Origin of the sequence: Nocardioides agri, assembly GCF_013778305.1 — a bacterium.
Lineage (GTDB): Bacteria > Actinomycetota > Actinomycetes > Propionibacteriales > Nocardioidaceae > Nocardioides > Nocardioides agri.
In genome coordinates this window covers 1,995,382-2,017,363 of record NZ_JACEIC010000002.1, presented here as the reverse complement: position 1 = coordinate 2,017,363, position 21,982 = coordinate 1,995,382, and the positions used below count along the sequence as shown (strand labels likewise).

Annotated in this window: 19 protein-coding genes; 7 read left to right on the top strand and 12 right to left on the bottom strand. The window is 73.4% G+C overall.

Features of this window, described 5'->3' with window-relative positions; genetic code table 11:
- Positions 1-15 precede the first annotated feature (15 nt).
- Genes HZF07_RS14350 through HZF07_RS14335 form a run of 4 tightly spaced genes read left to right on the top strand, consistent with a single transcriptional unit; the run spans position 16 to position 3,700 of the window.
- Positions 16-621, top strand: coding sequence for a hypothetical protein (locus tag HZF07_RS14350; protein WP_157342574.1), 606 nt, complete (start codon positions 16-18; stop codon positions 619-621).
- 39 nt (positions 622-660) lie between these two features.
- On the top strand, positions 661-1,884 hold the full coding sequence (gene dinB / locus HZF07_RS14345) for a DNA polymerase IV (protein ID WP_309504747.1): 1,224 nt from the start codon (positions 661-663) through the stop codon (positions 1,882-1,884).
- Between the two features lie 4 nt (positions 1,885-1,888).
- Positions 1,889-2,668 carry a carboxymuconolactone decarboxylase family protein gene (locus HZF07_RS14340; protein WP_157342570.1) on the top strand — a complete coding sequence of 260 codons (780 nt, stop codon included), beginning with the start codon at positions 1,889-1,891 and terminating at the stop codon, positions 2,666-2,668.
- A 9-nt stretch (positions 2,669-2,677) separates the two neighbouring features.
- Entirely contained in the window at positions 2,678-3,700 is a 1,023-nt protein-coding gene (locus HZF07_RS14335; RefSeq protein WP_181645203.1) for a YihY/virulence factor BrkB family protein, read from the top strand.
- Between the two features lie 15 nt (positions 3,701-3,715).
- Here the strand turns inward: HZF07_RS14335 and HZF07_RS14330 are convergent, their stop codons facing one another.
- The 12 genes from HZF07_RS14330 to HZF07_RS14275 all read right to left on the bottom strand — a co-directional run bounded on the left by HZF07_RS14330 (position 3,716) and on the right by HZF07_RS14275 (position 17,265).
- Positions 3,716-5,206, bottom strand: a complete 1,491-nt coding sequence (locus tag HZF07_RS14330) for an ArnT family glycosyltransferase (protein ID WP_157342568.1) — start codon at positions 5,204-5,206, stop codon at positions 3,716-3,718.
- A gap of 59 nt (positions 5,207-5,265) precedes the next feature.
- Complete coding sequence (locus HZF07_RS14325; RefSeq protein WP_157342566.1) at positions 5,266-6,723, bottom strand: ArnT family glycosyltransferase; 1,458 nt, start codon at positions 6,721-6,723, stop codon at positions 5,266-5,268.
- Positions 6,724-6,738: 15 nt separating this feature from the next.
- Complete coding sequence (locus HZF07_RS14320; RefSeq protein ID WP_157342564.1) at positions 6,739-7,527, bottom strand: tyrosine-protein phosphatase; 789 nt, start codon at positions 7,525-7,527, stop codon at positions 6,739-6,741.
- 42 nt (positions 7,528-7,569) lie between these two features.
- Positions 7,570-8,133: a protein-L-isoaspartate O-methyltransferase family protein gene (locus tag HZF07_RS14315; RefSeq protein ID WP_157342562.1), complete on the bottom strand. Its 564-nt coding sequence runs from the start codon at positions 8,131-8,133 to the stop codon at positions 7,570-7,572.
- Between the two features lie 13 nt (positions 8,134-8,146).
- Positions 8,147-8,938, bottom strand: coding sequence for a DUF1295 domain-containing protein (locus tag HZF07_RS14310; RefSeq protein WP_157342561.1), 792 nt, complete (start codon positions 8,936-8,938; stop codon positions 8,147-8,149).
- Positions 8,931-10,133, bottom strand: a complete 1,203-nt coding sequence (locus tag HZF07_RS14305) for an SAM-dependent methyltransferase (RefSeq protein ID WP_157342559.1) — start codon at positions 10,131-10,133, stop codon at positions 8,931-8,933. Before HZF07_RS14305 ends, HZF07_RS14310 begins: the two co-directional genes overlap by 8 nt.
- On the bottom strand, positions 10,130-12,085 hold the full coding sequence (locus HZF07_RS24500; protein ID WP_309504745.1) for an FAD-dependent oxidoreductase: 1,956 nt from the start codon (positions 12,083-12,085) through the stop codon (positions 10,130-10,132). The genes HZF07_RS14305 and HZF07_RS24500 overlap by 4 nt, the downstream gene beginning before the upstream one ends.
- Positions 12,082-12,795, bottom strand: a complete 714-nt coding sequence (locus HZF07_RS14295; RefSeq protein WP_157342556.1) for an anti-sigma factor — start codon at positions 12,793-12,795, stop codon at positions 12,082-12,084. The genes HZF07_RS24500 and HZF07_RS14295 overlap by 4 nt, the downstream gene beginning before the upstream one ends.
- Positions 12,792-13,394 (bottom strand): ECF RNA polymerase sigma factor SigK, encoded by a 603-nt coding sequence (sigK, locus tag HZF07_RS14290; protein ID WP_181645202.1) that lies wholly within the window; start codon positions 13,392-13,394, stop codon positions 12,792-12,794. The genes HZF07_RS14295 and sigK overlap by 4 nt, the downstream gene beginning before the upstream one ends.
- Before the next feature lie 17 nt (positions 13,395-13,411).
- Entirely contained in the window at positions 13,412-14,077 is a 666-nt protein-coding gene (locus HZF07_RS14285; protein ID WP_157342555.1) for a fasciclin domain-containing protein, read from the bottom strand.
- Between the two features lie 264 nt (positions 14,078-14,341).
- Positions 14,342-15,478 carry an HNH endonuclease signature motif containing protein gene (locus HZF07_RS14280; RefSeq protein WP_232523051.1) on the bottom strand — a complete coding sequence of 379 codons (1,137 nt, stop codon included), beginning with the start codon at positions 15,476-15,478 and terminating at the stop codon, positions 14,342-14,344.
- 293 nt (positions 15,479-15,771) lie between these two features.
- Positions 15,772-17,265 (bottom strand): molybdopterin-dependent oxidoreductase, encoded by a 1,494-nt coding sequence (locus HZF07_RS14275; protein WP_157342553.1) that lies wholly within the window; start codon positions 17,263-17,265, stop codon positions 15,772-15,774.
- Positions 17,266-17,327: 62 nt separating this feature from the next.
- Between HZF07_RS14275 and HZF07_RS14270 the strand changes: the two genes are divergently transcribed.
- The 3 genes from HZF07_RS14270 (at position 17,328) to HZF07_RS14260 (ending at position 21,980) form a co-directional block, all read left to right on the top strand.
- Positions 17,328-18,077, top strand: coding sequence for an enoyl-CoA hydratase-related protein (locus tag HZF07_RS14270; RefSeq protein WP_309504744.1), 750 nt, complete (start codon positions 17,328-17,330; stop codon positions 18,075-18,077).
- Between the two features lie 116 nt (positions 18,078-18,193).
- The gene (locus tag HZF07_RS14265; RefSeq protein WP_157342551.1) at positions 18,194-20,386 is read left to right on the top strand and encodes a HelD family protein; all 2,193 of its coding nucleotides are present in this window, start codon (positions 18,194-18,196) and stop codon (positions 20,384-20,386) included.
- A gap of 64 nt (positions 20,387-20,450) precedes the next feature.
- Complete coding sequence (locus tag HZF07_RS14260; protein WP_157342550.1) at positions 20,451-21,980, top strand: glycoside hydrolase family 5 protein; 1,530 nt, start codon at positions 20,451-20,453, stop codon at positions 21,978-21,980.
- The last annotated feature ends 2 nt before the right edge of the window (positions 21,981-21,982 follow it).

Here is a 21,982-nt window from a genome sequence, read left to right as displayed (position 1 = left end):
GACACAGTCGAGGGGATGACGGACGAGAGCTGGACCAGCGGAGGAGCCGACGCGCTCGCGGAGCACGCACCCGAGGCGCTCACGTCGTACGCCGTGCTCGTGTCGGTCCGCCCGTCGGGGGTGCACGACGAGATGCTGGAGTCGCCCGCGGTCACGGCGTTCGCGGCGCAGTTCCGCGACGACGCCGCGGCGATCGACGAGCCGACGCGGGCCCGGTTCGTGGCGGCGACCGGCACGCACACGAGCGCGGTCCTCGACATGGTCTGGATCGCCGACGTGGCGCCGCGGATCCGGGGGGCGCTCGACGCGCTCTTCGGGGAGTCGTCCGGGTGGCCGGGTCGACGGCGGTACCCCGTCGCCGACACCAGCGCGGTCGTGGAGAGCTTCCTGGAGGTCGTGGCGCGGTCCGACACGTTCCACAGCGACCGGTCCAGCGACCGGCCGGACGCGGCGAACGCCGCGCTCGCGCTCAGCGACGCGATGCTGCGAGCGCCGGCGGCGATCCCCGCGTCGGTGGTGGAGGCGGTCCACGAGCTCCTCACCCCGGCCGAGGCCGTCGACGTCGTGCTCGACGGCGCGCGCCGGTCGGCCGGCAAGATCGAGGCCGCGCTCGCGGCGTAGCCGGTTGCATCGATCGAACACATGTTCGATCATGGTCGGGTGATCCTGCACGCCGACCTCGACTCGTTCTTCGCCTCGGTCGAGCAGCGCGACGACCCGCGACTGCGCGGCCGGCCGGTGATCGTCGGCGGTGGCGTCGTGCTCGCCGCCAGCTACGAGGCGAAGGCCTACGGTGTGCGCTCGGCGATGGGCGGGCGGCAGGCGATGCGGCTGTGCCCCGACGCACTCGTGGTGCCGGCCCGCTTCTCGGCGTACGTCGAGGCCAGCAAGCAGGTCTTCGCGATCTTCGACGACACCACGCCGCTGGTCGAGGGCGTCTCGATCGACGAGGCGTTCCTCGACGTCGGCGGACTCCGCCGGCTCGTCGGTGAGCCCGAGGACATCGCGGCCTCGCTGCGGGAGCGGGTGCGCGACGAGGTCGGGCTGCCGATCTCCGTCGGCATCGCTCGCACCAAGTACCTCGCCAAGGTCGCCAGCGCCGTCAGCAAGCCCGACGGGCTCCTCGCGGTCGACCCCTACCGCGAGGAGGAGTTCCTGCACCCGCTGCCCGTCGAGCGGCTGTGGGGCGTCGGTGCCATTACCGCCGCGAAGCTGCACGCCGACGGCATCCGCACGATCGGCGAGCTCGCCGGCCGCGAGGAGGCGGAGCTCCGGACCACCGTCGGCAAGGCAGCGGGTCGGCACCTCTGGGCACTGGCCAACCTGCTCGACCCGCGCCCGGTCGAGGTCGGCCGGCGCCGCCGGTCGATCGGCTCGCAGTGCGCGATCGGGCGGCCCGGCAAGCCCAAGAGCCGGCCCGAGCTCGAGGCGCTGCTCGCCGGCCTCGTCGACCGGGTCGCGCGCCGACTCCGGGCGGGCGAGCGGATCGGCCAGACGTTCACCCTGCGGCTGCGCTTCGACGACTTCGGGCGCGCCACCCGCTCGGCCACGCTGGCCCACTCGAGTGCGGCGACCGCGACCTGGCTGGAGACCGGCAGGCGGCTGCTGGACGCCGCGTGGCCGCTCATCGAGGAGAAGGGCTGCACGCTCCTGGGCGTGACGATCTCCGGCCTCGTCGACGGCCGGTCCCAGCAGCTCGAGCTCCCGCTGTTCCCGCACGGCCCGCACGAGTGCGGGCTCGACGCGGCGCTCGACCGGGTGCGGGAGAGGTTCGGCTCGTCGGTCGTCACGCGCGGCGCGCTCGTCGGGCGGCGCACCGGCCTGGAGATGCCCACGCTGCCGGACCACGTCCCGCCCCGACGTCCCCACCGAGCTCTAGCCTGACCCCATGTCCGACCTCATGCACCGCTACGCGCCGGCCGCCGCCCGCGCCTTCGACGCCGTGCACGCAGCGCGCACCGCGCTGGACATCGACCTCGACGACCCGGCCGTCGAGCTCTTCGCCGACCAGTTCGGCGTCGACGTGTCCCTGGTCGACGACGACATGCGGCGCCGCTTCCTCGCCGCGACCGGACCGACGGCGTTCGAGGTGGCGCAGGCGGTCTACGTCGACGACTACTGGCCGCGCGCGGGCATCGCGATCGGTGCGGTGCTGGGGAGCTCGACGTTCGTGGTGCCGGCACCGGGCGAGCCCCGGGAGCTCTGGCCGCTCGTCGAGGACTTCATGCGCGAGGTCGCCCGGCTCGACGCGCTCGACCCGGTGCTGACCGAGCTGGTGCGGCTGCGCGGTGCCCGGCAGCACGAGTGCCGGCTGTGCACGTCGCGCCGGTCGGTGGCCGCCCTCGAGGCCGGTGCCGGCGAGGCCGAGTTCGGCGCGGTCGACCACCACGCCGAGAGCGACCTCCCGGCCGCGGCCAAGGCGGCGCTCGCACTGACCGACGCGGTGATCTGGTCGCCCTACCTCATCCCGCCGCCGGTCGCCGCGGCCGCGGCCGAGCACCTGACGCCGGAGCAGGTGGTGGAGCTCGTGCTCGACGTGACCCGCAACGCGGCCAACAAGATCGCCGTCGCCCTGGGGGCCGACGCGGCCGCGGTGACCGACGGCGTCGAGCTCTTCGCCACCGACGCGGACGGCAACCTGACCATCGTGGGGACCGATCCTCGGTAGCGTGTCCGGGTGGCCAGGGTCATCGACGCCGTCGACGGCGCCCAGCGACGCTGGTCGGTGTTCGGATATCCGCTCGGCGTCATCTACAAGTACTTCGACGACCAGGGCAACTATCTGGCCGCGATCATCACCTACTACGCCTTCATCTCGATCTTCCCGCTGCTGCTCCTCGCCTCGACGATCCTGGGCTTCTTCCTCGAGGGCGATCCCGAGCGCCAGCAGGAGCTGCTCGACACCGCGCTCGCGCAGTTCCCGATCATCGGCGACCAGCTCGGCCGCCCCGAAGGCCTCACTGGGTCGACGACGGTCGTGGTCGTCGGTGGCCTGGTGGCCCTGTACGGCGCCCTCGGGCTGGGCCAGGCGCTCCAGAACACGCTCAACGTCGCGTGGGGAGTCCCCCGCAACAGCCGTCCGAACCCGATCCTGCTGCGGCTGAAGAGCCTCTTCCTGCTGGTCACCGCGGGCATGGCGGTGCTCGCGATCTCGGGTCTGGCGATCCTGGTCAGCCACACCGAGGTGCTGGGCGAGAGCCTGTCGGACTTCAAGTGGCCGATCACCGTGCTGACCGTCACCGTCAACACGCTCGTGCTCACGGCGCTCTTCCGGGTCGGCGCGGCGCGCAGCCACAGCATCTGGACCGGCTCCGTGCCGGGCGCGGTCACCGCGTCGCTGCTGTGGCTGGTGCTCCAGTCGATCGGTGCCCTCTACGTCACCAACGTCATCACGAAGACCACCGGGATGAACCAGACCTTCGCGCTCGTCCTCGGTCTCATCGGCGTGATCTGGCTGGCTGCGGTGATCGGCGTCCTCGGCATCGAGGTCAACGTCGTGCTCGACCGGCGGCTGTGGCCGCGCGCCCTGCTCACCCCCTTCACCGACCGGGTCAACCTCACCGACGCCGACCGGCGTGCCTACGCCAGCTATGCGAGAGCCCAGCGCCACAAGGGCTTCGAGACGGTCGAGGTGACGTTCGCGCAGGTCGGCCTGCCGATGCCGGACGACGAGGACGACGGCGCCGACCACACGTCGTAGGCGCGGGCCCGCGGGCTAGGCGCTGTAGTGGGACAGCTCGTCCCACGCGTCGGCCCACGATCCGCGGGGGCCTGCGCAGACCCAGATGCCGACCCCGACCTCCTCGTTCGGCGCGTCGGCCTCGTTGTTCAGCTTCAGCCGGTCCTCGCAGGCGCGGAACCACTTGCTGGGGTTGGTCGGGAAGACCACGATCACCGGCGTCGCATCCTCCGGTGGCGGGCCCCACTCCTGGTAGCCGTTGTGGCCGCTGTAGACCGGCCGGCCCACGCCGTACCACTCCATCGCGCCGGCCTCGCCGTAGTTGCCGGTGAAGATGACGACGCTCGCTCGCTCCGGCTCCGTCAGCTGCTCGATGACGGCCGAGACCTGACCCGCGTACTCGGGCCAGCCGATGGTGTCGAGCTGGCCTCCGTCCAGGTCGGCCCACACGGAGCCGGCGTACGTCGAGGCCGGGAGCAGGGGCAGCACGGCCGGGTAGGCGACCGCGGCCGAGGCCACCAGGACGGCGCTGGTGATCGCGAGTCCGCGGGTCGTGGCCTGCTCGAGGCGCCGGCGTCCCGAGGGCTTGTGCACCAGGCTGGTGAGGCCGGCGGCGATGAGGACCGGGACGAGGCCGGCGAGGTAGTAGCCCTTGCCGCCGGTGATGACGAAGACGCCCAGCACGACGAGGAACGCCACGGCCACCGGGCGGACCAGCACCCAGTCGGGACGCTGCATCAGCCGGACCAGGCCGAGGATCCACACGGCCGCGATCAAGGGGCTGAACATCACCAGCACCTCGAGCACGAGGCCGAGCCGGCCACCGACGCCGCCGTACTCGCGGGCGATGTCGGCGGCGAGCGCGAACACGGGCCAGCCGTGCAGGGCCTGCCAGACGAGGTTGGGGATCCACATCGCCAGGGCGATGAGCCCGCCCAGCCAGGGCCAGCGGGTGCGGAGCACCGGGCGGGTCTCCTCGACGGCGGCGACCCCCACCAGCACGCCGAGCAGGCAGAACACCATCGCGTGCTTGTTGTTGAGCCCGAGGCCGGCGAGCGCACCGGCGAGCAGCCACAGCCGTGGCCGGTCGTCGAGGAGCGCCTGCATGACCACCACCAGCACGGCGGTCCACAGCAGCATGTCGAACGTCGCCGTCGAGAGGAGGTGGCCCAGGCCGGGGACCAGGACGGAGAAGCCGACCACCACCGCGGTCGCCACCTGGCTGGCCCGGCGGCCGCCGAGGAGCCGCGCGGCCTGGGCCGACAGCAGCACGACGCCGACCGACGCGAGCGTCGACGGGATCCGGAGCACGACGAGGTTGCCGGGCGCGACCAGATCCGCCAGCCGCGCGAGCAGCGGCGTCAGCGCCGGCTGGTCGGGATAGCCCCACGCGAGATGCTGCCCGGCCGCGACGAAGTAGAGCTCGTCGCGGTGGGGCCCGTAGTACGGCGCCAGGAGCACCAGCCCCAGCTCCAGCACCGCGACGACGACCGCGACCTCGCGGACGGCGTACGGCGGACGGGTCACGCGCACAGTCTGTCCGGCGACGCCAATCCGAGCACGCTGCCGCGCCCGCACCTGCAGCATCAGGCGTCGTAGTGCACGAGTCGGCTCCAGGCGGAGCGCCACCCACCGACCGGACCGTCACAGAGCCACACCCCGGCGCCGACCTCCTCGCCCTCCGCGCCCGCGCTGTTCGCGAGCCTCGTTTCGAGCGTGCACCCGCTGAACCCGTCGGCCGAGCCCTGGCTGACGACCACCACCGGTCCGGCGGACTCCGGCGGCGGGCCCCACTCGCGCCAGCCGTTGTGCCCGCTGTAGACGGGCACGCCGACGTCGTACCACTCCATCGCACCGGCCTCGCCGTAGTTGCCGGTGAACACGACGGCGTGCCCGCGCTCCTCGGGCGGCAGTCCGTCGACGACCGCGCGCGCCTGGGCGGCGTACTCGGGCCAGCCGATGGTCTCGAGCTGGTCGACGTCGAGCTTGGGGTACGACGCCACGTAGGTGTCCATCGGCAGCGCCGGGACGAGCGCCGGCCACGCGACCATCGCCGAGAGCGCCAGGACGGCGCCGGCGGCCACGGCCCGGCGCCCCCGGAAGCGCTCCGCGACCCAGATCGCCCCGGCTGACACGAGCGGCACCGCGAACCCGGCCACGTAGTAGCCCTTGCCGCCGGTGACCAGGAACAGCCCGAGCACGGCGAGGAAGCCGACAGCGACCGGGCCGGCCAGCGTCCACTGCGGCCGCCGGAGCAGCTGCACCAGGCCGATGATCGCGACGACGCCGATCAGCGGGCTGAGCATCACCAGCGCCTGGCCGACCAGCTCCCCACGGCCGGCGAGCCCGCCGTACTCCTCCGAGATGTCGCGGGAGAGCTCGAGGACGGGCCAGTCGTGCGCGGCCTGCCAGAGCAGGTTCGGGGTCCAGAGCACGAGTGCGAGCAGGCCGGCGAGCCACGGCCACCGGGTGCGCAGCGCCGGACGGGTCTCGCGAACGGCGGCCACCCCGACGAGGAGACCGAAGAGGCAGAAGACGACCCCGTGCTTGTTGTTCAGGCCGATCCCCGCCACCAGCCCCGCGAGCAGCCACAGCCGCGGGCGGTCGTCGATCAGCGCCTGGGCCACGATGATGGCGATCGCGGTCCAGGCCAGGGTGTCGAAGGTCGCGGTCGAGAGCCGGTGCCCGACCGCCATGGTGAGCCCGCCCGAGGCGACCGAGACGGCCGTCAGCACCTGCGGCGCCCGGCCGCCGCCCAGCAGCCTGGCGAAGTGGGCGGCCAGCCAGACCAGCGCCGCCACGGCGATCAGGCTGGGCAGCCGCAGCACGGTCAGGCTGCCCGGGGCGACCCAGTGCGCGAGCCCGGCGAGCAGCGGCGTCAGCGCCGGCTGGTCGGCGTACCCCCACGCGGGGTGCTGGCCGGCGGAGACGAAGTAGAGCTCGTCGCGGTGCGGCCCGTAGTGGGGGGCCATCGCGAGCAGCAGCGCGGCCTGCACCGCCACGACGGCGGCGACCTCGCGGGTGGCGTACGGCGGCCGGTCCACGCCGCCAGTGTGGCGTCAGGCGAGCAGTCTGGCCCGGAGTTCGGCGAGAACGTCGTCGGCGAGTCCGAGACCGCTGCGCAGGTAGCCGTCCACCGACCCGAAGTCCTCGGCCACGGCCGCGTACGCCGCGTCGAGGTAGCCGGGCTCCACGACCATCGTCGGCTCGTAGACCGCGACCTCGTCGGCGCCGAGGTGCTCGGCGATCAGCGCGAGGTACTTCTCGCGGGTCGCGGACGACACGTCGTTGGTCAGGAGGTAGTCGGCGAGGATCGTCTCGCGATCGACCCCGGCCAGCTCCAGCAGCAGCGCCGCGGCCCACCCGGTGCGGTCCTTGCCGGCGGTGCAGTGGAAGAGCTGCGGCAGCGGCGCGGTCGCGAGGTCGGTGAGCAGCCTGGCGTACGACGCGCGCGCCTCGGGCGAGCGCACGAACGCGACGTACACCTCGCGCATGACCCGCAGGGCGGCGTCGACGTCGGCCAGCCCGGAGACCATCTCCATCGGGATGCCGGAGACCTCGACGTGGACCCAGGTCGCCCCCGGCACCGCCACGTCGGGATGGGCCTCGACCTCCAGGGCGCCCCGGAGGTCGTGGATCGTCGTGATGCCGAGGCCGGCGAGCGTCGCGGCGTCCGCGTCGGTGAGCTGCAGCTCGTTGGAGCGGAAGAAGACGCCGCGCCGGACCCGCCGGCCAGCCACGGTCGGGTAGCCGTCACCCGGCCCCGCGACGTCGCGGAAGTTGTCGGCGGAGGCGAGTCGAGCCAGCTCACGGAGCGGGGCCTGCTCGTCGGTCGTCACGTCGTCCACCCCGGCAGCATAGGCAGCCGGAGGTCGGGGTCGGCGCGGTGCTCAGCGCAGCGGCACGAACCGGTAGCGACCGTGCCGGCTGACCCGGGCCGACCCGGCGACGTGCTCGACCAGCAGCATCACGCCGTCGACCGGGGCGACCATCCGGCCCGCGTCGCCGAGCTGGGCGACCAGCTCGGCGGGGAGGCTCCGGGCCTCGGCCGACACCAGGATCCGGTCGTACGGCGCACCGGACGGGTCGCCCAGCACGCCGGGCTCGGTCGGGTCGATGCGCGCCCACGTCCAGTCGCCGCGCGCCAGGTTGGCCCGCCCGAAGGCGACCAGGTCCGGCTCGAGCTCCACGCCGCGCACCTCACCCTCCGGGCCGACGAGGTGCGCGAGCAGCCCGGTCGTCCAGCCCGAGCCGGAGCCGACGTCGAGCACCCGCTGCCCCGGCCGCACGTCGAGCAGCCGCAGCATCGCCGCGACCGTGCGCGGCTGGGAGTTCGTCTGGCCGTGGCCGATCTCGATCGGGCCGTCGTGGGCCGCGCGAGCGCGGGCCGACTCCGGCAGGAACCACTCCCGCGGCACCGCCGCGAACGCGTCCGCCACCCGGTCGGCGCCCATGCCTGCGAGTCTGTCACGCAGCGGCGCGGCGCCTCGGCGGCAGCGGCACGAACATCGACGTGCGGGCGGCGTACTCGGGGTAGCCGGGCCGCTGCATCATCGTCTTCTCGAGCAGCCGGGCGCCCGTGATCCAGACGAGCCAGACCGTCATCGCGACCGGGGAGAGCACGGTGACCAGAGCGGCGAGCCAGCCGGAGGCCAGGCCGCCGGCGAGCCAGAGGCCCCACCAGACGCACGCGTCGCCGAAGTAGTTGGGGTGCCGCGTCCAGCCCCACAGGCCGCGGTCCATCACGGGGCCGCGGTCGGGGTCGCGCTTGTATGCCGCGAGCTGCGCGTCACCGACGGACTCGAACGTCACGCCCACGACCCAGAGCGCCACGCCCGCCCAGACCGCCCACGTCCACTCGAGCCCGGAGACCGCCGCTGCCTGCAGAGGGAGCGAGACGAGCCAGACCGCGGCGCCCTGGACGAAGAAGACCTTGCGGACCGCGTGCGCCACGCCGACCTCGGACAGCTCTCCGCCCATGAGCTCCCGGTAGCGCGGGTCCTCGCCGTGCCCGCGCGAGCGGATGCCGATGTGCGAGGACAGCCGGCCGGCCCACGCGGCGACGAGGACGAAGAGCAGCCAGCACTGCCAGGTGCCGCCGAGGACGGCACAGACCAGCGCGACGAGGGTGAGGGCGGCCCCCCACGCGACGTCGACGACCGAGACCCGGCCGGCGCGGGTCGCCCAGACGGTGGTCAGGGTCATCACGAGCGCTGCGGCGGTCAGGGACAGGCCGGCGACGACGAGGAGGTCAGGCATGGGGTCCCTTCACGCGGTCGAGCACGAGCTGCTGGACGTCGAGGTAACCAGAAGCGAACCCGGCTCGGGAGTAGGCCAGGTAGAAGTGCCACATCCGGATGAAGGTCTCGTCGAAGCCGAGGGCGAGCACGTCGTCGCGCCGGGCCAGGAAGGTCTCGTCCCAGAGGCGCAGCGTCTCGGCGTAGTCGAGCCCGAACGACAGCCGGCCGGTCACGCCGAGCGAGGTGTGCTCGGCGCAGACCTCGTCGATGACCTGCGCGGAGGGCAGGAAGCCGCCGGGGAAGATGTACTTGTTGATCCACGTGTAGCTGCCGCGGGTGGCGAGCATCCGGTCGTGCGGCATCAGGATCGCCTGGATCCCGACCCGGCCGCCGGGCGCGAGCACCCGGTCGAGGGTCCGGAAGTACGCCGGCCAGTACTCGTGCCCGACCGCCTCCACCATCTCGACGCTGAGCACCGCGTCGTACTCGCCCGAGACGTGCCGGTAGTCGCACAGCTCGACGTCGACGCGGTCGGCGTGCCCGGCGGCGGCGATCCGCTCGCGGGCCAGCGCCTGCTGCTCGGTCGAGAGCGTGATCGTCCGGACCGTCGCGCCGCGGCCGGCCGCACGGATCGCCAGCTCGCCCCAGCCGGTGCCGATCTCGAGCACCCGGGTGCCGGGGCCGACGCCGGCGGCGTCGAGCAGGCGGTCGATCTTCCGGTGCTGGGCCGTGACCAGGTCGGTCGAGGTGTCGAAGAGCGCGGAGGAGTAGCTCATCGTCTCGTCGAGGAACAGGCGGAAGAGGTCGTTGGACAGGTCGTAGTGGTGCGCGATGAGCTCGCGGGTGTGGTCCTCGGACGGCCGGTGCCCGGACGGCGTACGTGGCGCGACGAGCCCGCGGAACCGCTGCAGCGGCCGGGGCACCAGGTCGGCGACCTCCGTCGCGAGCACGGTCAGGAAGCCGGTCAGGTCGTCGGCGTCCCAGGCGCCCGTCAGGTACGCCTCGCCGAAGCCGATGAGCCCGTCGCGCCCGAGCCGGGCGAAGAACTCGTCCGGGCGGTGGATCGTGATGGCGTCGTCGGTCAGGGGGAGCCGTCGGAACGCCGAGTGGAAGAGCTGGCGGGCGACGTATGCGGAGACGGCGGCGCGTGGCCCCGACGGGAGCCGGTCGAGGCCGGGCCACGCGAGGTCCTGGCGGTCGGGCGCGAGGGTCATCGGACTCCCTCCTGGTGGTGGTCGGGGCGGGGGCGGACCGGCAGGCGGCGCAGCCACAGCGCGATCCCGTGGAGGCGGATCAGCGCGGCGCCGCGGAGCGCCTCGGGCGCGGCGCGCCAGGCGCGGTGGTCGGTCCGGTGCCCGGAGAGCGACGCACTGAAGGTGGCTCCGTCGGCGGTGTGCAGGGTGACCGCGACGTGGAGGCGGTCGGTGGGCACCGGGACCGCCAGCTCGTAGGCGCCGTCGGTGCCGTGGAACGGCGACACGTACATCGCCTTCCCAGTGCGGGCCCGGCCCTGGGCGTCGGGGTGCACGAGGTAGGCGTGCCGGTCACCGTAGGTGTTGTGCACCTCGACGACCGCACACGGGTCGCCGTGCTCCGGGGTCACCCAGAAGACCGTGATCGGGTTGAAGCAGAAGCCGAGCGCGCGGGGGTGGGCCGCCATCAGGACCTGTCCGGCACCGAGCTCGATGCCCTGCAGCGCCAGGAATCGCGCGAGGTTGTCCCGGATGCTGCGCTCCGGGTCGCCGAGGTGGTCGCGCCCCTCGAACCGCCCGAGCACGCCGTGGTCGGGGAGGTCGTCGAGGTCGACGACCCAGGTGTGCGAACGGTGCGTGAACGACCGCCTCCACGGCGTCCGCCGGGTGTGCCGGATCGTGGTCGCGTAGGTCCGCGCGGCGGTCGAGGACGGACGAGGTCCCGTCTCGAAAGCACCCGGCCACTCCAGCCCGAGCCGCTCGGCCGCCGCCCGCCCCGACCGCGCCCCGTCCTCGTGGAAGCCCCAGCCGTGGTAGGCGCCGGCGAACGCGAGCCGGTCGGTGTCGATCTCGGGCAGCCGCGCCTGCGCGGCCACCGACGCGGGCGTGTAGAGCGGGTGCTCGTACTCCATCCGGTCGATCACCAGCGCCGGGTCGACGAGGTGCTCGCCGCCGAGGGTGACGAGGTAGCGGGTGTCGGTGGGCAGCCGCTGGAGCCGGGTCAGGTCGTAGGTGACGACGACGTGGCCGAGGTCCTCGGTCGGGCGCCGGAAGTTCCAGGACGCCCGGGCGTGCTGCGTCTCCGGCAGCAGCCTGGTGTCGGTGTGCAGCAGGGCGACGTTGGGCGAGTAGGGGATCGCGGCCAGGACCTCGCGCTGCAGCGGGGTCGGCTCGGCGAGCATCGCGAGCGCCTGGCTCGGGTGGGTGGCCACCACCGCGGCGTCGTAGGCCGTGACCACGCCGTTGCCGTCGGTGATCTCGACGCCGTCCGGCGTCTCGAGCACCGACGTCACCTTGGTGCCGGTGCGGACCTCGTCGAGCACGGCCGCGACCCGCTCGACGTAGGTGCGCGAGCCTCCGGTGACGGTGCGCCACTGCGGCGAGCCGGTGACGCTGAGCATCCCGTGGTGGCTGAGGAACGCGAAGAGGTAGCGAGCCGGGTACTCCAGCGCGACCGCCGGGTCGCACGACCACACCGCCGCGACGAGGGGCTCCATGAAGTGCCGCCGGAAGTACGCCGAGAACCCGTGCCGCGCGAGGAAGTCGCCGAGCGTGACGTCGTCCTCGAGCCGGCGGGCCAGCCGGTGGAAGCGCGGGACCTCGGCCAGCATCCGCAGGTACGCCGGGTTGCGGAGGTTGCGGCCCGCAGGGAAGAGGCCGCGGGGCCCGAGCGCTCCGGCGTACTCCAGCCCGGTGGCGTCGTCGCGCACCGACATCGACATCTCGGAGTCCTGGGTGGCGACCCCAAGCTCGCCGAAGAGCCGCAGCAGCGTCGGGTAGGTGCGCTCGTTGTGGACGATGAACCCGGTGTCGATCGCGAGCCCGTCCGCCCCGTCGTCGACGAGGTGCGTGTCAGCGTGCCCGCCGAGCCGGTCGTCGGCCTCGTAGAGCGTGACCTCGGCCGTGCGCGACGCGACGTACGCCGCGGTCAGTCCGGCGACGCCGGAGCCGACCACGGCGATGCGTCGCCTCACGCGGAGCGCCCGAAGTCGAAGAGCGCGATCGGCTCCGACGTCGGCGCCGGCGAGCCGCCCTCCGGCTCGACGGTGATGCCGGCGCCGGTGGCGGTGGCGGCGTCGCCCTCGAGGAGCAGGGTCTGGTCCTCCTCCACCGGCATGACCCCGGCCGGGACCATCCCCTTGCCGGGCTGGTCGAGCCAGACCTGGTAGACCTTGCCCTCCGGCGGTGGCGGCATGTCCTCGGTCTGGAGCACCGCCCGGTCGAGCTCGTCGGAGTGCGTGACCGTGGCCGACGCGCCGCCGGGGAACTCGAGCGTGGTGCTCTGGGCGTCGGGAGCCTCGAGCACCTGCACGGTGGCCGACGGCGGGCGGGTCTCGTCGGCCCAGGGCTGGGTGACGACGACGGCGGTGCCGGCGCCGACCAGCACGACCGCGGCGGCAGCCGCGACGAGCAGTCGGACGCGGTGGCGGCGTACCGGCTGGGCGGTCGGCACCTCCGGCGGCAGCTGGCGGATGGTGGTGATGTCGGCGAGCACCCGGTCGCGCAGGGCGCTCGGCGGTGCGGCGGCGGTGGTCTCGGCGAGCATGGCCGCGGTCTCGCGGAGGCTCGCGACCTCGGCGCGGCACTCCGCGCACTCGGCGAGGTGGCGCTCGAACGCCGCGCGCTCGAGGTCGTCGACCGCGTCGACGGCGTAGGCGCCGGACAGGGCGTGGATCTCGGTCATGAGCCGACCCCCATCGCGTCGCGGAGCCTGATCAGGCCGTCTCGGATGCGGGTCTTGGCGGTGCCGACCGGCAGGTCGAGCATCTTCGCCACCTCCGTGTGCGTGTAGCCACCGAAGTAGGCGAGGCCGACGGCCTCGCGCTGCACCTCGGTGAGGGTCGCCATCGCTGAGCGGACCCGGTGTGCTTCGAGTGAGGCCTGAGCGGCCTCGGCGGTCGTGTCGTGGTCGACCGGTTGGTTCTGCTGGTGGTAGGACGAGTCGCGGCGGCTGCTCGCCTCCGCTGAGCGGACCCGGTCCACCGCGGTGCGGTGGGTGATCGTCAGCAGCCAGCCGAGCGCGCTGCCCCGGGCGGGGTCGAAGCGGCTCGCGGTGCGCCAGATCTCGAGGAACGCCTCCTGGGTGACCTCCTCGGCCTGGGCCGGGTCGCGCACGACCCGGAGCGCCAGGCCGTGCACGCGCGCCGCGGTGGCGTCGTACAGGGCGGCGAAGGCGGTCTCGTCGGCCCGGCCGGCCCGCTTCAGCAGGTCGGCCAGGTCGGGTGGCGACGCCCCGTCCTCAGGGAGAGGGGCGTCACCACCCAGGCGCCTGATGTGTTCCACTCGGGTCACCTCGTCGATCAGGGCATCAGTACGCCGTCGATGACGTACACAGTCGCGTTGGCGGTCGGGACGTTGCCGCAGATGACCGCCGCCTTGTTCGCGCCGACGGTGAACTCCTCACCCGAGCCCTCGACGACGAGGTCCTCGCCCTCGAGGGTCTTGTGGGTCCCGGCGAGCTGGTCGGGCGTGAGCTGGCCAGGCACGACATGGTACGTGAGCACCTTGGTCAGTGCGTCCTTGTCGGCCAGCAGCGCGTTGAGGTCCTTCTTCGGGACCGCCCCGAACGCGTCGTCGGTCGGCGCGAACACGGTGATCCCGTCGGCGGAGTTGAGGGTGTCGACGAGCTCGGCCTCGCCGACCGCCGTCACCAGCGTGGTGAGCAGCGGGTTCGCGCTCGCCGCGGTCGCGACCGGCTCGGTCGCCATCCCGTCGAGCGAGCCCGCCCCGTCGGCGGGGATCGCGGAGCAGCCGGACCCGAAGGTCTGCGCGGCGATGTCGGACGACCCCATGTCGTCCGACGAGCTCATGTCGTCGCTCGGCGTGGTGGACATGTCCGACGACATCGAGCTGTCGTCGGCTGCCGTGTCGTTGCTGTCCCCGTCGTCGCTGCACGCAGCGAGCCCCAGGGTCGCGGTCAGCGCCAGTGCGGCGAGACCAGTCGTACGTCGGAGGGAGCGGTTCATGGTGGTGCCTTCCCGGTTCGGTCTGGACACCGGTTGTTCGGTGCTGGTCCGGGATCGGATTGGTGCCGGTGTCGTCGTCCTCCCGGGGCGCTCATTGTTCGTCCTCCGGCGGCCGCGTCAAGGGTTCGCTTCGCCGGCTTCGCCGCCCTTGACCCGGCCGCCTCCGGACGAGTTCGGCGCCTATCGGGAGGACGCCGACCTCGGTCGGGCGCGCAGGTGCTTGAGCGGAGCTTCTGGTGCACCTGGTGGATCAAGATCTCCGGTCTACGTCCGCCGGTGGAAGGCGACCTTCCCGGAGGGCAGCTTCGTGGTCTCGTAGGTGGTGTCGTGGATGCGGGAGTGGTGCCACGGGCACAGCGCGATGCCCTGGCCGACGGTGGTGGTCCCTCCGTCGGCCCACCGGTCTACGTGGTGGGTGTGGAGCCCGAGGCGGCGGTCGCAGCCCTCGGCGCGGCAGCCCTGGTCCCGGGTGAGGATCGCGACCCGGTGGTACTTCGGGTGGAACCGCCGCTCCCGCCCGACGTCGATCGGCATCGAGTCACCGCCCAGGACGACCGGGATGACGCCGGCTTCGCACAGCAGCCGGCGGGCGGCGCCGGGGGAGATGCGGTCGCCGGTGTCCAGGAGGCCGGCGCGCTCGACGCGTCCCAACAGCGAGTCCTCGGTGATGGTGACGACCAGGGTGGCGGTGAGGCCGCCCAGCTTCGGCAGCTGCTCGACCGGGAAGCGCTCGATCAGAGCGCAGAACGCCTGCCCCATCGCCTCCGGGCCGGGCACCCACTCGACACCCGCGCCGTGGGTGGCGCGTTGGTGCTTGGGGGCGGTGAGCGCGGCCAGCATCTTGCGCAGCGCGGCGCCGTGGAACGTGGGGATCTGGCCGCGCAGGTGGGTGGTGCCGTGGCCGTCGTCGCGCAGCGTGAGCCGGCACGCCTGCATCGCCGCGGCCTCCTCACGTTCCAGGAGCGCGGCTTCGTGGGCGTCGGCGGCGTCGGGGTCGATGACCTCGTAGAGCCGCTTGCCCAGGATCCCCAGGGTCTTCGCGTCGTGGTGGGCGGCTTCGGCCAGCAGGTGCCGCTCGGCCCGGGACCGCGCCTCGGCGGGGAGCCGGTCGACGGCCTGGATGATCACGCGGGCCTGGTCGACACAGACCCGGCCGGCGGCGAGCGCGTCCCTAGTGAGCGGGTGCTGCTCGAGGTCGTGCCCGAGCCGCACGGTCCGGTGGGTCTCGGCGCGGGTCTGCTTGGTCTGGTGCGCCAGCCAGTTCGCGGCCGACGATGCGGCGACGTCCTGGCCGATCTGGAGGTCGTCGGCGTGAGCGGCGACCCGGGCTTCGAGCTCGGCGAGCTTCGCCCTCGCCCGCGCGAGGCCGACGAGCGTGGCGGCGGTCTCGGACTCGTCCATCGACCACACCGAAGCATCATTGACGGCGTCCAGCTCCTGGTGGACATGCGCGGTCGCCACCGACACTCGGTGTCTCGGGGTGGCGATCGCTGTCATAGAGAAATCCAAGCACCGACCACCGACAGTCAGAGCCCCAGAACCCAGTGTTTGCCCGGTATGTGGACAACCGTGACGAATACATTCTGAGGGCAAGGCCGCCGGCCGGAGAGCCGGGAAGCAGCCGCAACCCGACGCCCGCCGTCCCCGCTTTGCTGCCTTGCGGCGGCCCACCCCAACGGACCCGCAAGCCACGGTCAGCCGTCCGACACCAGCACCACGATCTCCTGGAGCCCTGACGACCCGTCGGGGAAGGGCGCCGCGCGAGTGGCGGTCTGCACCTCACCGGAGCCGGCGGTGGCGCGGCAGGAGACGGTGTGGCGGCCGGGGGTGGCGGTCCAGGGGAGGTACCACTGCCGCCAGTAGTCCTCGCCGAGCGACGGGCCCAGCCGGGCGGGAGACCACGAGCCGCCGTCGACGGACACCTCGACGGCGGTGACGCCGCCCCGGTGCTGCGCCCAGGCGATGCCGCCGATCACCGTGCGGCCGGGGGAGACCGTCGACAGGGGCCGGGGAGTGTCGACCCGGCTGGCGATCTTGATGGGCGCATCGGTGGCCCAGTCGCGCTGGGTCCAGTAGGCGCCCTGCTCGGCGTAGGTCGTGAGCGTCATCCGGGTGATCCACTTGCACGCGCTGACGAAGCCGTACAGCCCCGGCACCACCATCCGCGCAGGGAAGCCGTGCTCACGCGGGAGCGAGGCGCCGTTCATGCCGACCGCGATCATCGCGTCGCGACCGTCGGTGGCGACGGAGAGCGGGGTGCTGATCGTCATGCCGTCGACGTCGGTCGACAGGATCTGGTCGGCCCGCGTGCCCGCAATGCCCGCGGCAGACAGCAGGTCGCCGAGCGGTACGCCGAGCCAGCGCGCGCCGCCGACGTACCGGCCGCCGACGTCGTTGGACACGCAGGTCAGCGTGATGTCGCGCTCGATGAGTGGCATCGCGAGCAGGTCGTCGAAGGAGTAGGTCACCGAGCGCTCGACATCGCCGTCTATCGTCAACGTCCAGCCGTCGAGGTCGACCACCGGCAGCGCGAGGCGGGTGTCGACGCGGTAGAAGTCCGCGGTCGGCGTGCGCAGTGGCGTGATGCCGGGGACCCGGGAGTCGAGGGCGCGGGCGGGGAAGTCCGTGGCGGACGAGGCCGGCGCCGGCAGCGAGACCGCCACCACCCGGGTGCGGTACGACGTGATCCAGCGCCCGGCGGCACCCATCGCGACCCCCGCGAACGCCACCGAGCCGACGCCGACGAGCACGGCCCGCCGGCTCGGTCCGTCGCCCGGGGCGGGGACGGGGGCGGCCGACCGGGTCAGGACGAACAGGGCGAGGACGCCGACCACCCCGGCCACGACGCTGGGCCACACCGACGAGGCGAGCACGGCCGGGACCGCGACGAGGGCGACGAGCAGCACGGCGCCGTACCGGAAGCGACGACGGGCCAGCAGCCCGGCGATCCCGGCCAGCACGAGCACGCCGACCAGCACCGAGCCGACCAGCACCGGCTTGTCCCGGGTGCCGAGCTCGCGCACCGCCCACTCCTTCAGCGGCGTCGGCGTGAGGTCGATGACCTCGGAGCCGACGGCGAGCACGGGAGACGCGGCCGGCGTCGTGAGCGCCGCCGCGAGGTGCCCGGCGGCGACGCCGACGAGGGCGGCCAGGACACCGAGTCCGAAGGACAGCAGGCGGTTGCTCATGCCCAGTGCTTCGTAGCCGGTTCCCGGACGGACGGGTCCGAGCATGCGGCAGGATGAGCCGCATGCCTGAGCTCGTGCACCTGGAGAGGACGGCGGACGCCGTCGCCCGGATCACCCTCGACTCGCCGCACAACCGCAACGCGCTCTCCCGGCAGCTCGTCACCGAGCTCTTCGAGCGGCTGCGCGAGGCGGAGGCGGACCCCGAGGTCAAGGTCGTGCTGCTGACCTCGGCGCACCGGGTGTTCTGCTCGGGCGCCGACCTCTCCGAGGCGACCGAGGGCGGCATGGCCGAGGGCGCGCACCGCATCGTCGAGCTCCAGCGGCTGATCGTGGCCATGGACAAGCCCGTCGTGGTCGCGCTGGCCGGACCCGTCCGGGCCGGCGGCATCGGCATCGTCGCCGCCGCGGACGTCGTGATCGCCAGCGAGGACGCGACCTTCGCGCTCACCGAGGTCAAGCTCGGGCTCGCTGCGGCGATCATCTCGCTGACCGTCCACCACCGGATGAACCCGCGCGCGGCCGCGCTCACCACGCTCGGCGGCGAGACGTTCACCGGCACCGAGGCGGCGGCGTACGGCCTGGTGACGTGGGCGGTGCCGGCCGACGCCGTGGACGACGCGGTCGGCGAGATCTGCGCCTCGCTCGCGACCGGGGCCGCGCAAGGGCTGCGCGAGTCCAAGCGGATCCTCAACCGTGACCTGCTGGCGCGGATCGACGAGCGGGGCGGAGAGCTCGCCGACCTCTCCGCGCGGCTGTTCGCCTCCGACGAGGCGAAGGCCGCGATGACGGCGTTCCTCTCCCGGGGCAAGTAGCCTCCGGAACCCCACCGGACAGGAATCGTCCGGCAAGGACGCCATCGGGGGTGCGAGCGAGTACGCTTGACGACTTGCCGGATCAGGCGGCAGCAGTGGATGAGGGGGAGTCGGGCTTGTCCGAGGAGTCGCGCGAGGTGGCGACCGAGCAGGCGTTCGTGGACCGGGTCTACCGGCAGCTCGAGCAGTCGGCGAAGGCCGCCCAGGAGCTGGCCCGTGAGGGCCACAGCCGTGGCCGGCTCGGCCACGAGGGTGGGCTGGTCGAGCGGGACGCCATGGTGTTCCAGGCGGCGCGCCGGATGGCGCAGCTCGACGCCGCGCACGAGGGCCTGGTCTTCGGCCGCCTCGACCTGCACCCCGAGTTCGACCCCGACCCGCGCTACATCGGCCGGATCGGGCTGCGCGACGAGAACCGCGACTCCCTGCTGATCGACTGGCGCGCCCCGGCCGCCGCGGTGTTCTACCAGGCGACGGCGGCCACGCCGCAGCGCGTGATCCGCCGCCGGGTGCTGCGGTCCGCGGGCCGCGAGGTCGTCGGCGTCGAGGACGAGCTGCTCGACGCCGAGGCGCTCGCCGAGTCCGGCGCGGACCTCCCCATCGTCGGCGAGGGCGCGCTCATGGCGCAGCTCTCCCGGGCCCGCGACCGCTCGATGCACTCGATCGTCGCGACCATCCAGGCCGAGCAGGACCAGGCGATCCGCGCCCCCAGCAGGGGCGTCGTCGCGATCTCCGGCGGTCCCGGCACGGGCAAGACGGTCGTCGCCCTGCACCGCGCGGCGTACCTCCTCTACACCGACCGGCGGCGCTACGAGTCCGGCGGCGTGCTCATCGTCGGACCGAGCGGCGTCTTCATGCGCTACATCGAGCGGGTGCTGCCCAGCCTCGGCGAGACCGCCGTCGCGCTGCGATCTCTCGGCGAGGTCGTCGACGGCCTCCGCGCGCTCCGCCACGACGAGCCGGCGGTCGCCGACGTCAAGGGCGCGGCACGCATGGCCGAGTTGATGCGGCGTACGGCGCGGCAGCAGCCGCCCGGCAGCCCGCGGGAGTTCCGGGTCTTCTGGCGCGACGACACGATCGTGCTCGACCGCAACCAGCTCGGCGCGATCCGCCGCAACCTGATGTCCCAGGGCCGGCGCAACCGCCAGCTCCCGCGGGTGCCCGGCACCCTGCTCGACGCGATGTGGCGCCAGGTGCGCGGCGAGCGCGGTCGCGAGCGGGGCCGCGAGGCGTTCGACGACGAGATGCTCTCGAGCCAGGCGTTCCTCGACTTCGTCGCCGGCTGGTGGCCGCCGCTCGACGCGACCGAGGTCTTCGGGTGGCTGCGCGAGCCGGAGTTCCTGGCCCGGGTCAGCGACGGCGTGCTGAGCGCCGAGGACCAGCGGCTGCTCATCAAGTCGTGGGGCGACGGCGCCGACCTGTCGGTCGAGGACGTGCCGCTCGTCGACGAGCTCCGCTACGCGATCGGCGACGTGCCGGCGCGCACCGACGACGAGGTCGAGCTCGCCGACACCGGTCTGCTCGAGGGCGGCCACGACATGCAGGAGCTCTTCACGGTCGCCGACCGCGAGTTCGCGCCGGCGGGCCGGGCCTGGGCGCCGCCGACGCACAAGATCGAGGACGACCCCTTCGCCCACGTGCTCATCGACGAGGCGCAGGACCTCACCCCGATGCAGTGGCGCATGGTCGGCCGCCGCGGTCGCACCGCCACCTGGACGATCGTCGGCGACCCGGCGCAGTCGTCCTGGCCGGTGCCCGAGGAGGCCGCTGCGGCGCGCGCCGAGGCGCTCGAGGGCAAGCAGGTCCACGAGTTCCACCTCTCGACCAACTACCGCAACTCGGCCGAGATCTACGCACATGCCGCGGCGTACGCCGAGCGGGTCGGTCTCGACGCCGACCTGCCGACCGCCGTCCGGCGGACCGGCACCGAGCCCGACGTCCGGGCGGGCATCTCCGACGCGGAGCTCGAGGCCGCGACCCGCGCCGCCGTCGCCGAGATCGCGGACCAGGTCGAGGGCACCATCGGCATCGTGGTGCCGGTCGCCCGGCGCTCCGAGGTCAACGCGTGGCTGGCGTCCTGGCCCGAGCGGGCCGACGACGCCCGGGGTGCGCGGGCCGCGATCGACTCGGCCGTGCCGCCCTCCGGCGACGACCGCGTGGTCGTGCTCACCGGCCTGGACACCAAGGGCCTGGAGTTCGACGGCATCGTGGTGGTCAGGCCGCAAGAGATCGAGGACGAGTCCGCCACCGGTCGCGCGACGCTCTACGTCGTGCTGACCCGGGCGACGCAGCTGCTCACCACCCTGTCCTGAAGTTTTACGGACAGGTTGCGCCGGTTTCGTAGCCAGGAGCCGGTCCCCGGGAGAGGATGCGCGCGTGAAGCGCGTCACCTCCCTCGCCCTGTCCGTCCTCGCCGCCGGCGCTGTCCTGGCCGGCGGCCTGCCCGCGACCGACGCGGCGGCGCCTCACGAGCCGACGGTGCGGGCAGGCACGGCGCTCCCCGCGCTGCACGCGACGCACGGCAGGCGGGCGGTGATCCGCAGCGCGGACGGCGCGCAGGTGCTGCTCCGCGGGGTCAACGTCAACGGCCTCGCCGAGTACTACCAGCCCAACCCCGCCTACCCGGCGGTGCTGGACCAGGACCGCGGCGACTTCAAGCGGATCGCCCGGCTCGGCTTCAACTCCGTCCGGCTGCTCGTCAGCTGGTCCGAGCTCCAGCCCACGCGCGGCGCCTACGACAGGGCGTACGTCGCGAAGGTGAGGCAGGCGGTCCGCTGGGCCGCCGACTACGGCATGTACTCGATCATCGACATGCACCAGGACGCCTGGGGCCTCGCGGTCGACACCCCGATCGGGACGGCCTGCCCGGAGGGCACCCGCCCGAACAACGGCTGGGACGGCGCCCCCGCCTGGGCGACGATCACGGACGGTGCGTCCACCTGCACGACGCTGGAGCGCGAGCTCGCGCCCGCGGTCCGCGCGGCCTGGCAGCACTTCTACGACGACACCGCCGGGATCCAGGGCCAGCTCGTGCGGACCTGGGGCCGGCTGGCCCGGGACTTCGCCCGCGACACCAACGTCGCCGGCTTCGACCTGCTCAACGAGCCGGGCTTCGGCGACAACCTCATGGACACCACCGGGCTCGGCCGCTTCTACGATCGCGCGATCACCGCGATCCGCCGGGGCGAGCGCGCCGGTCGCGGCTTCTCGCACATCGTCTTCTGGGAGCCGAGCGTCATGTGGTCGGCGACCGGGAAGTGGGCGACGCCGGAGCCCGGCTTCTCCCGGGACCGCAACCTCGTCTTCGCGCCGCACGTCTACTCCGGGTCGCTCAACGCCAGCACGATCCCGGACGGCTTCAAGAACGCCGCCGAGGTCGCTGCCGACCACGGCGTGCCGGTGTGGTCGGGCGAGTGGGGCTTCTTCCCCTCCGACCCCGCCGAGTCCGCGACGAAGGTCGAGGACTACGCGGCCGCCGAGGACGAGCGCGCCTACGGCGGGGCCTGGTGGGTCTGGGAGCAGGCCTGCGGCAACCCCCACATGATCGGGGCTCCCGGTGGCCAGCCCGGGCCGATCTCGCAGAGCCTGGTCCGCTTCTCCTGCCCCGGCGACAAGGCGACGGGGATCCCGGCCGAGTTCGGCCAGGTGCTGTCCCGCCCCGTCCCGCGCGCGGTGCCCGGCCGGATCACCGAGCTGACCTCGAACGGCCGCACCGGCCGCCTCGAGCTGCGCGGCACGTACGCCGCGGGCGCCGACCGCTGCGGCCTGCAGGTCTTCGTGCCGCAGCGGTTCGCCGGCAAGCGGGTGCGGGTCACGGGCGTCACCGAGGTGCGCCGTACCCGCCACCTCGGCAACGTCGTGCTGCGCGGCTGCGTCGCCGACAGGTTCCGGCTGCGGATCGGCTGAGC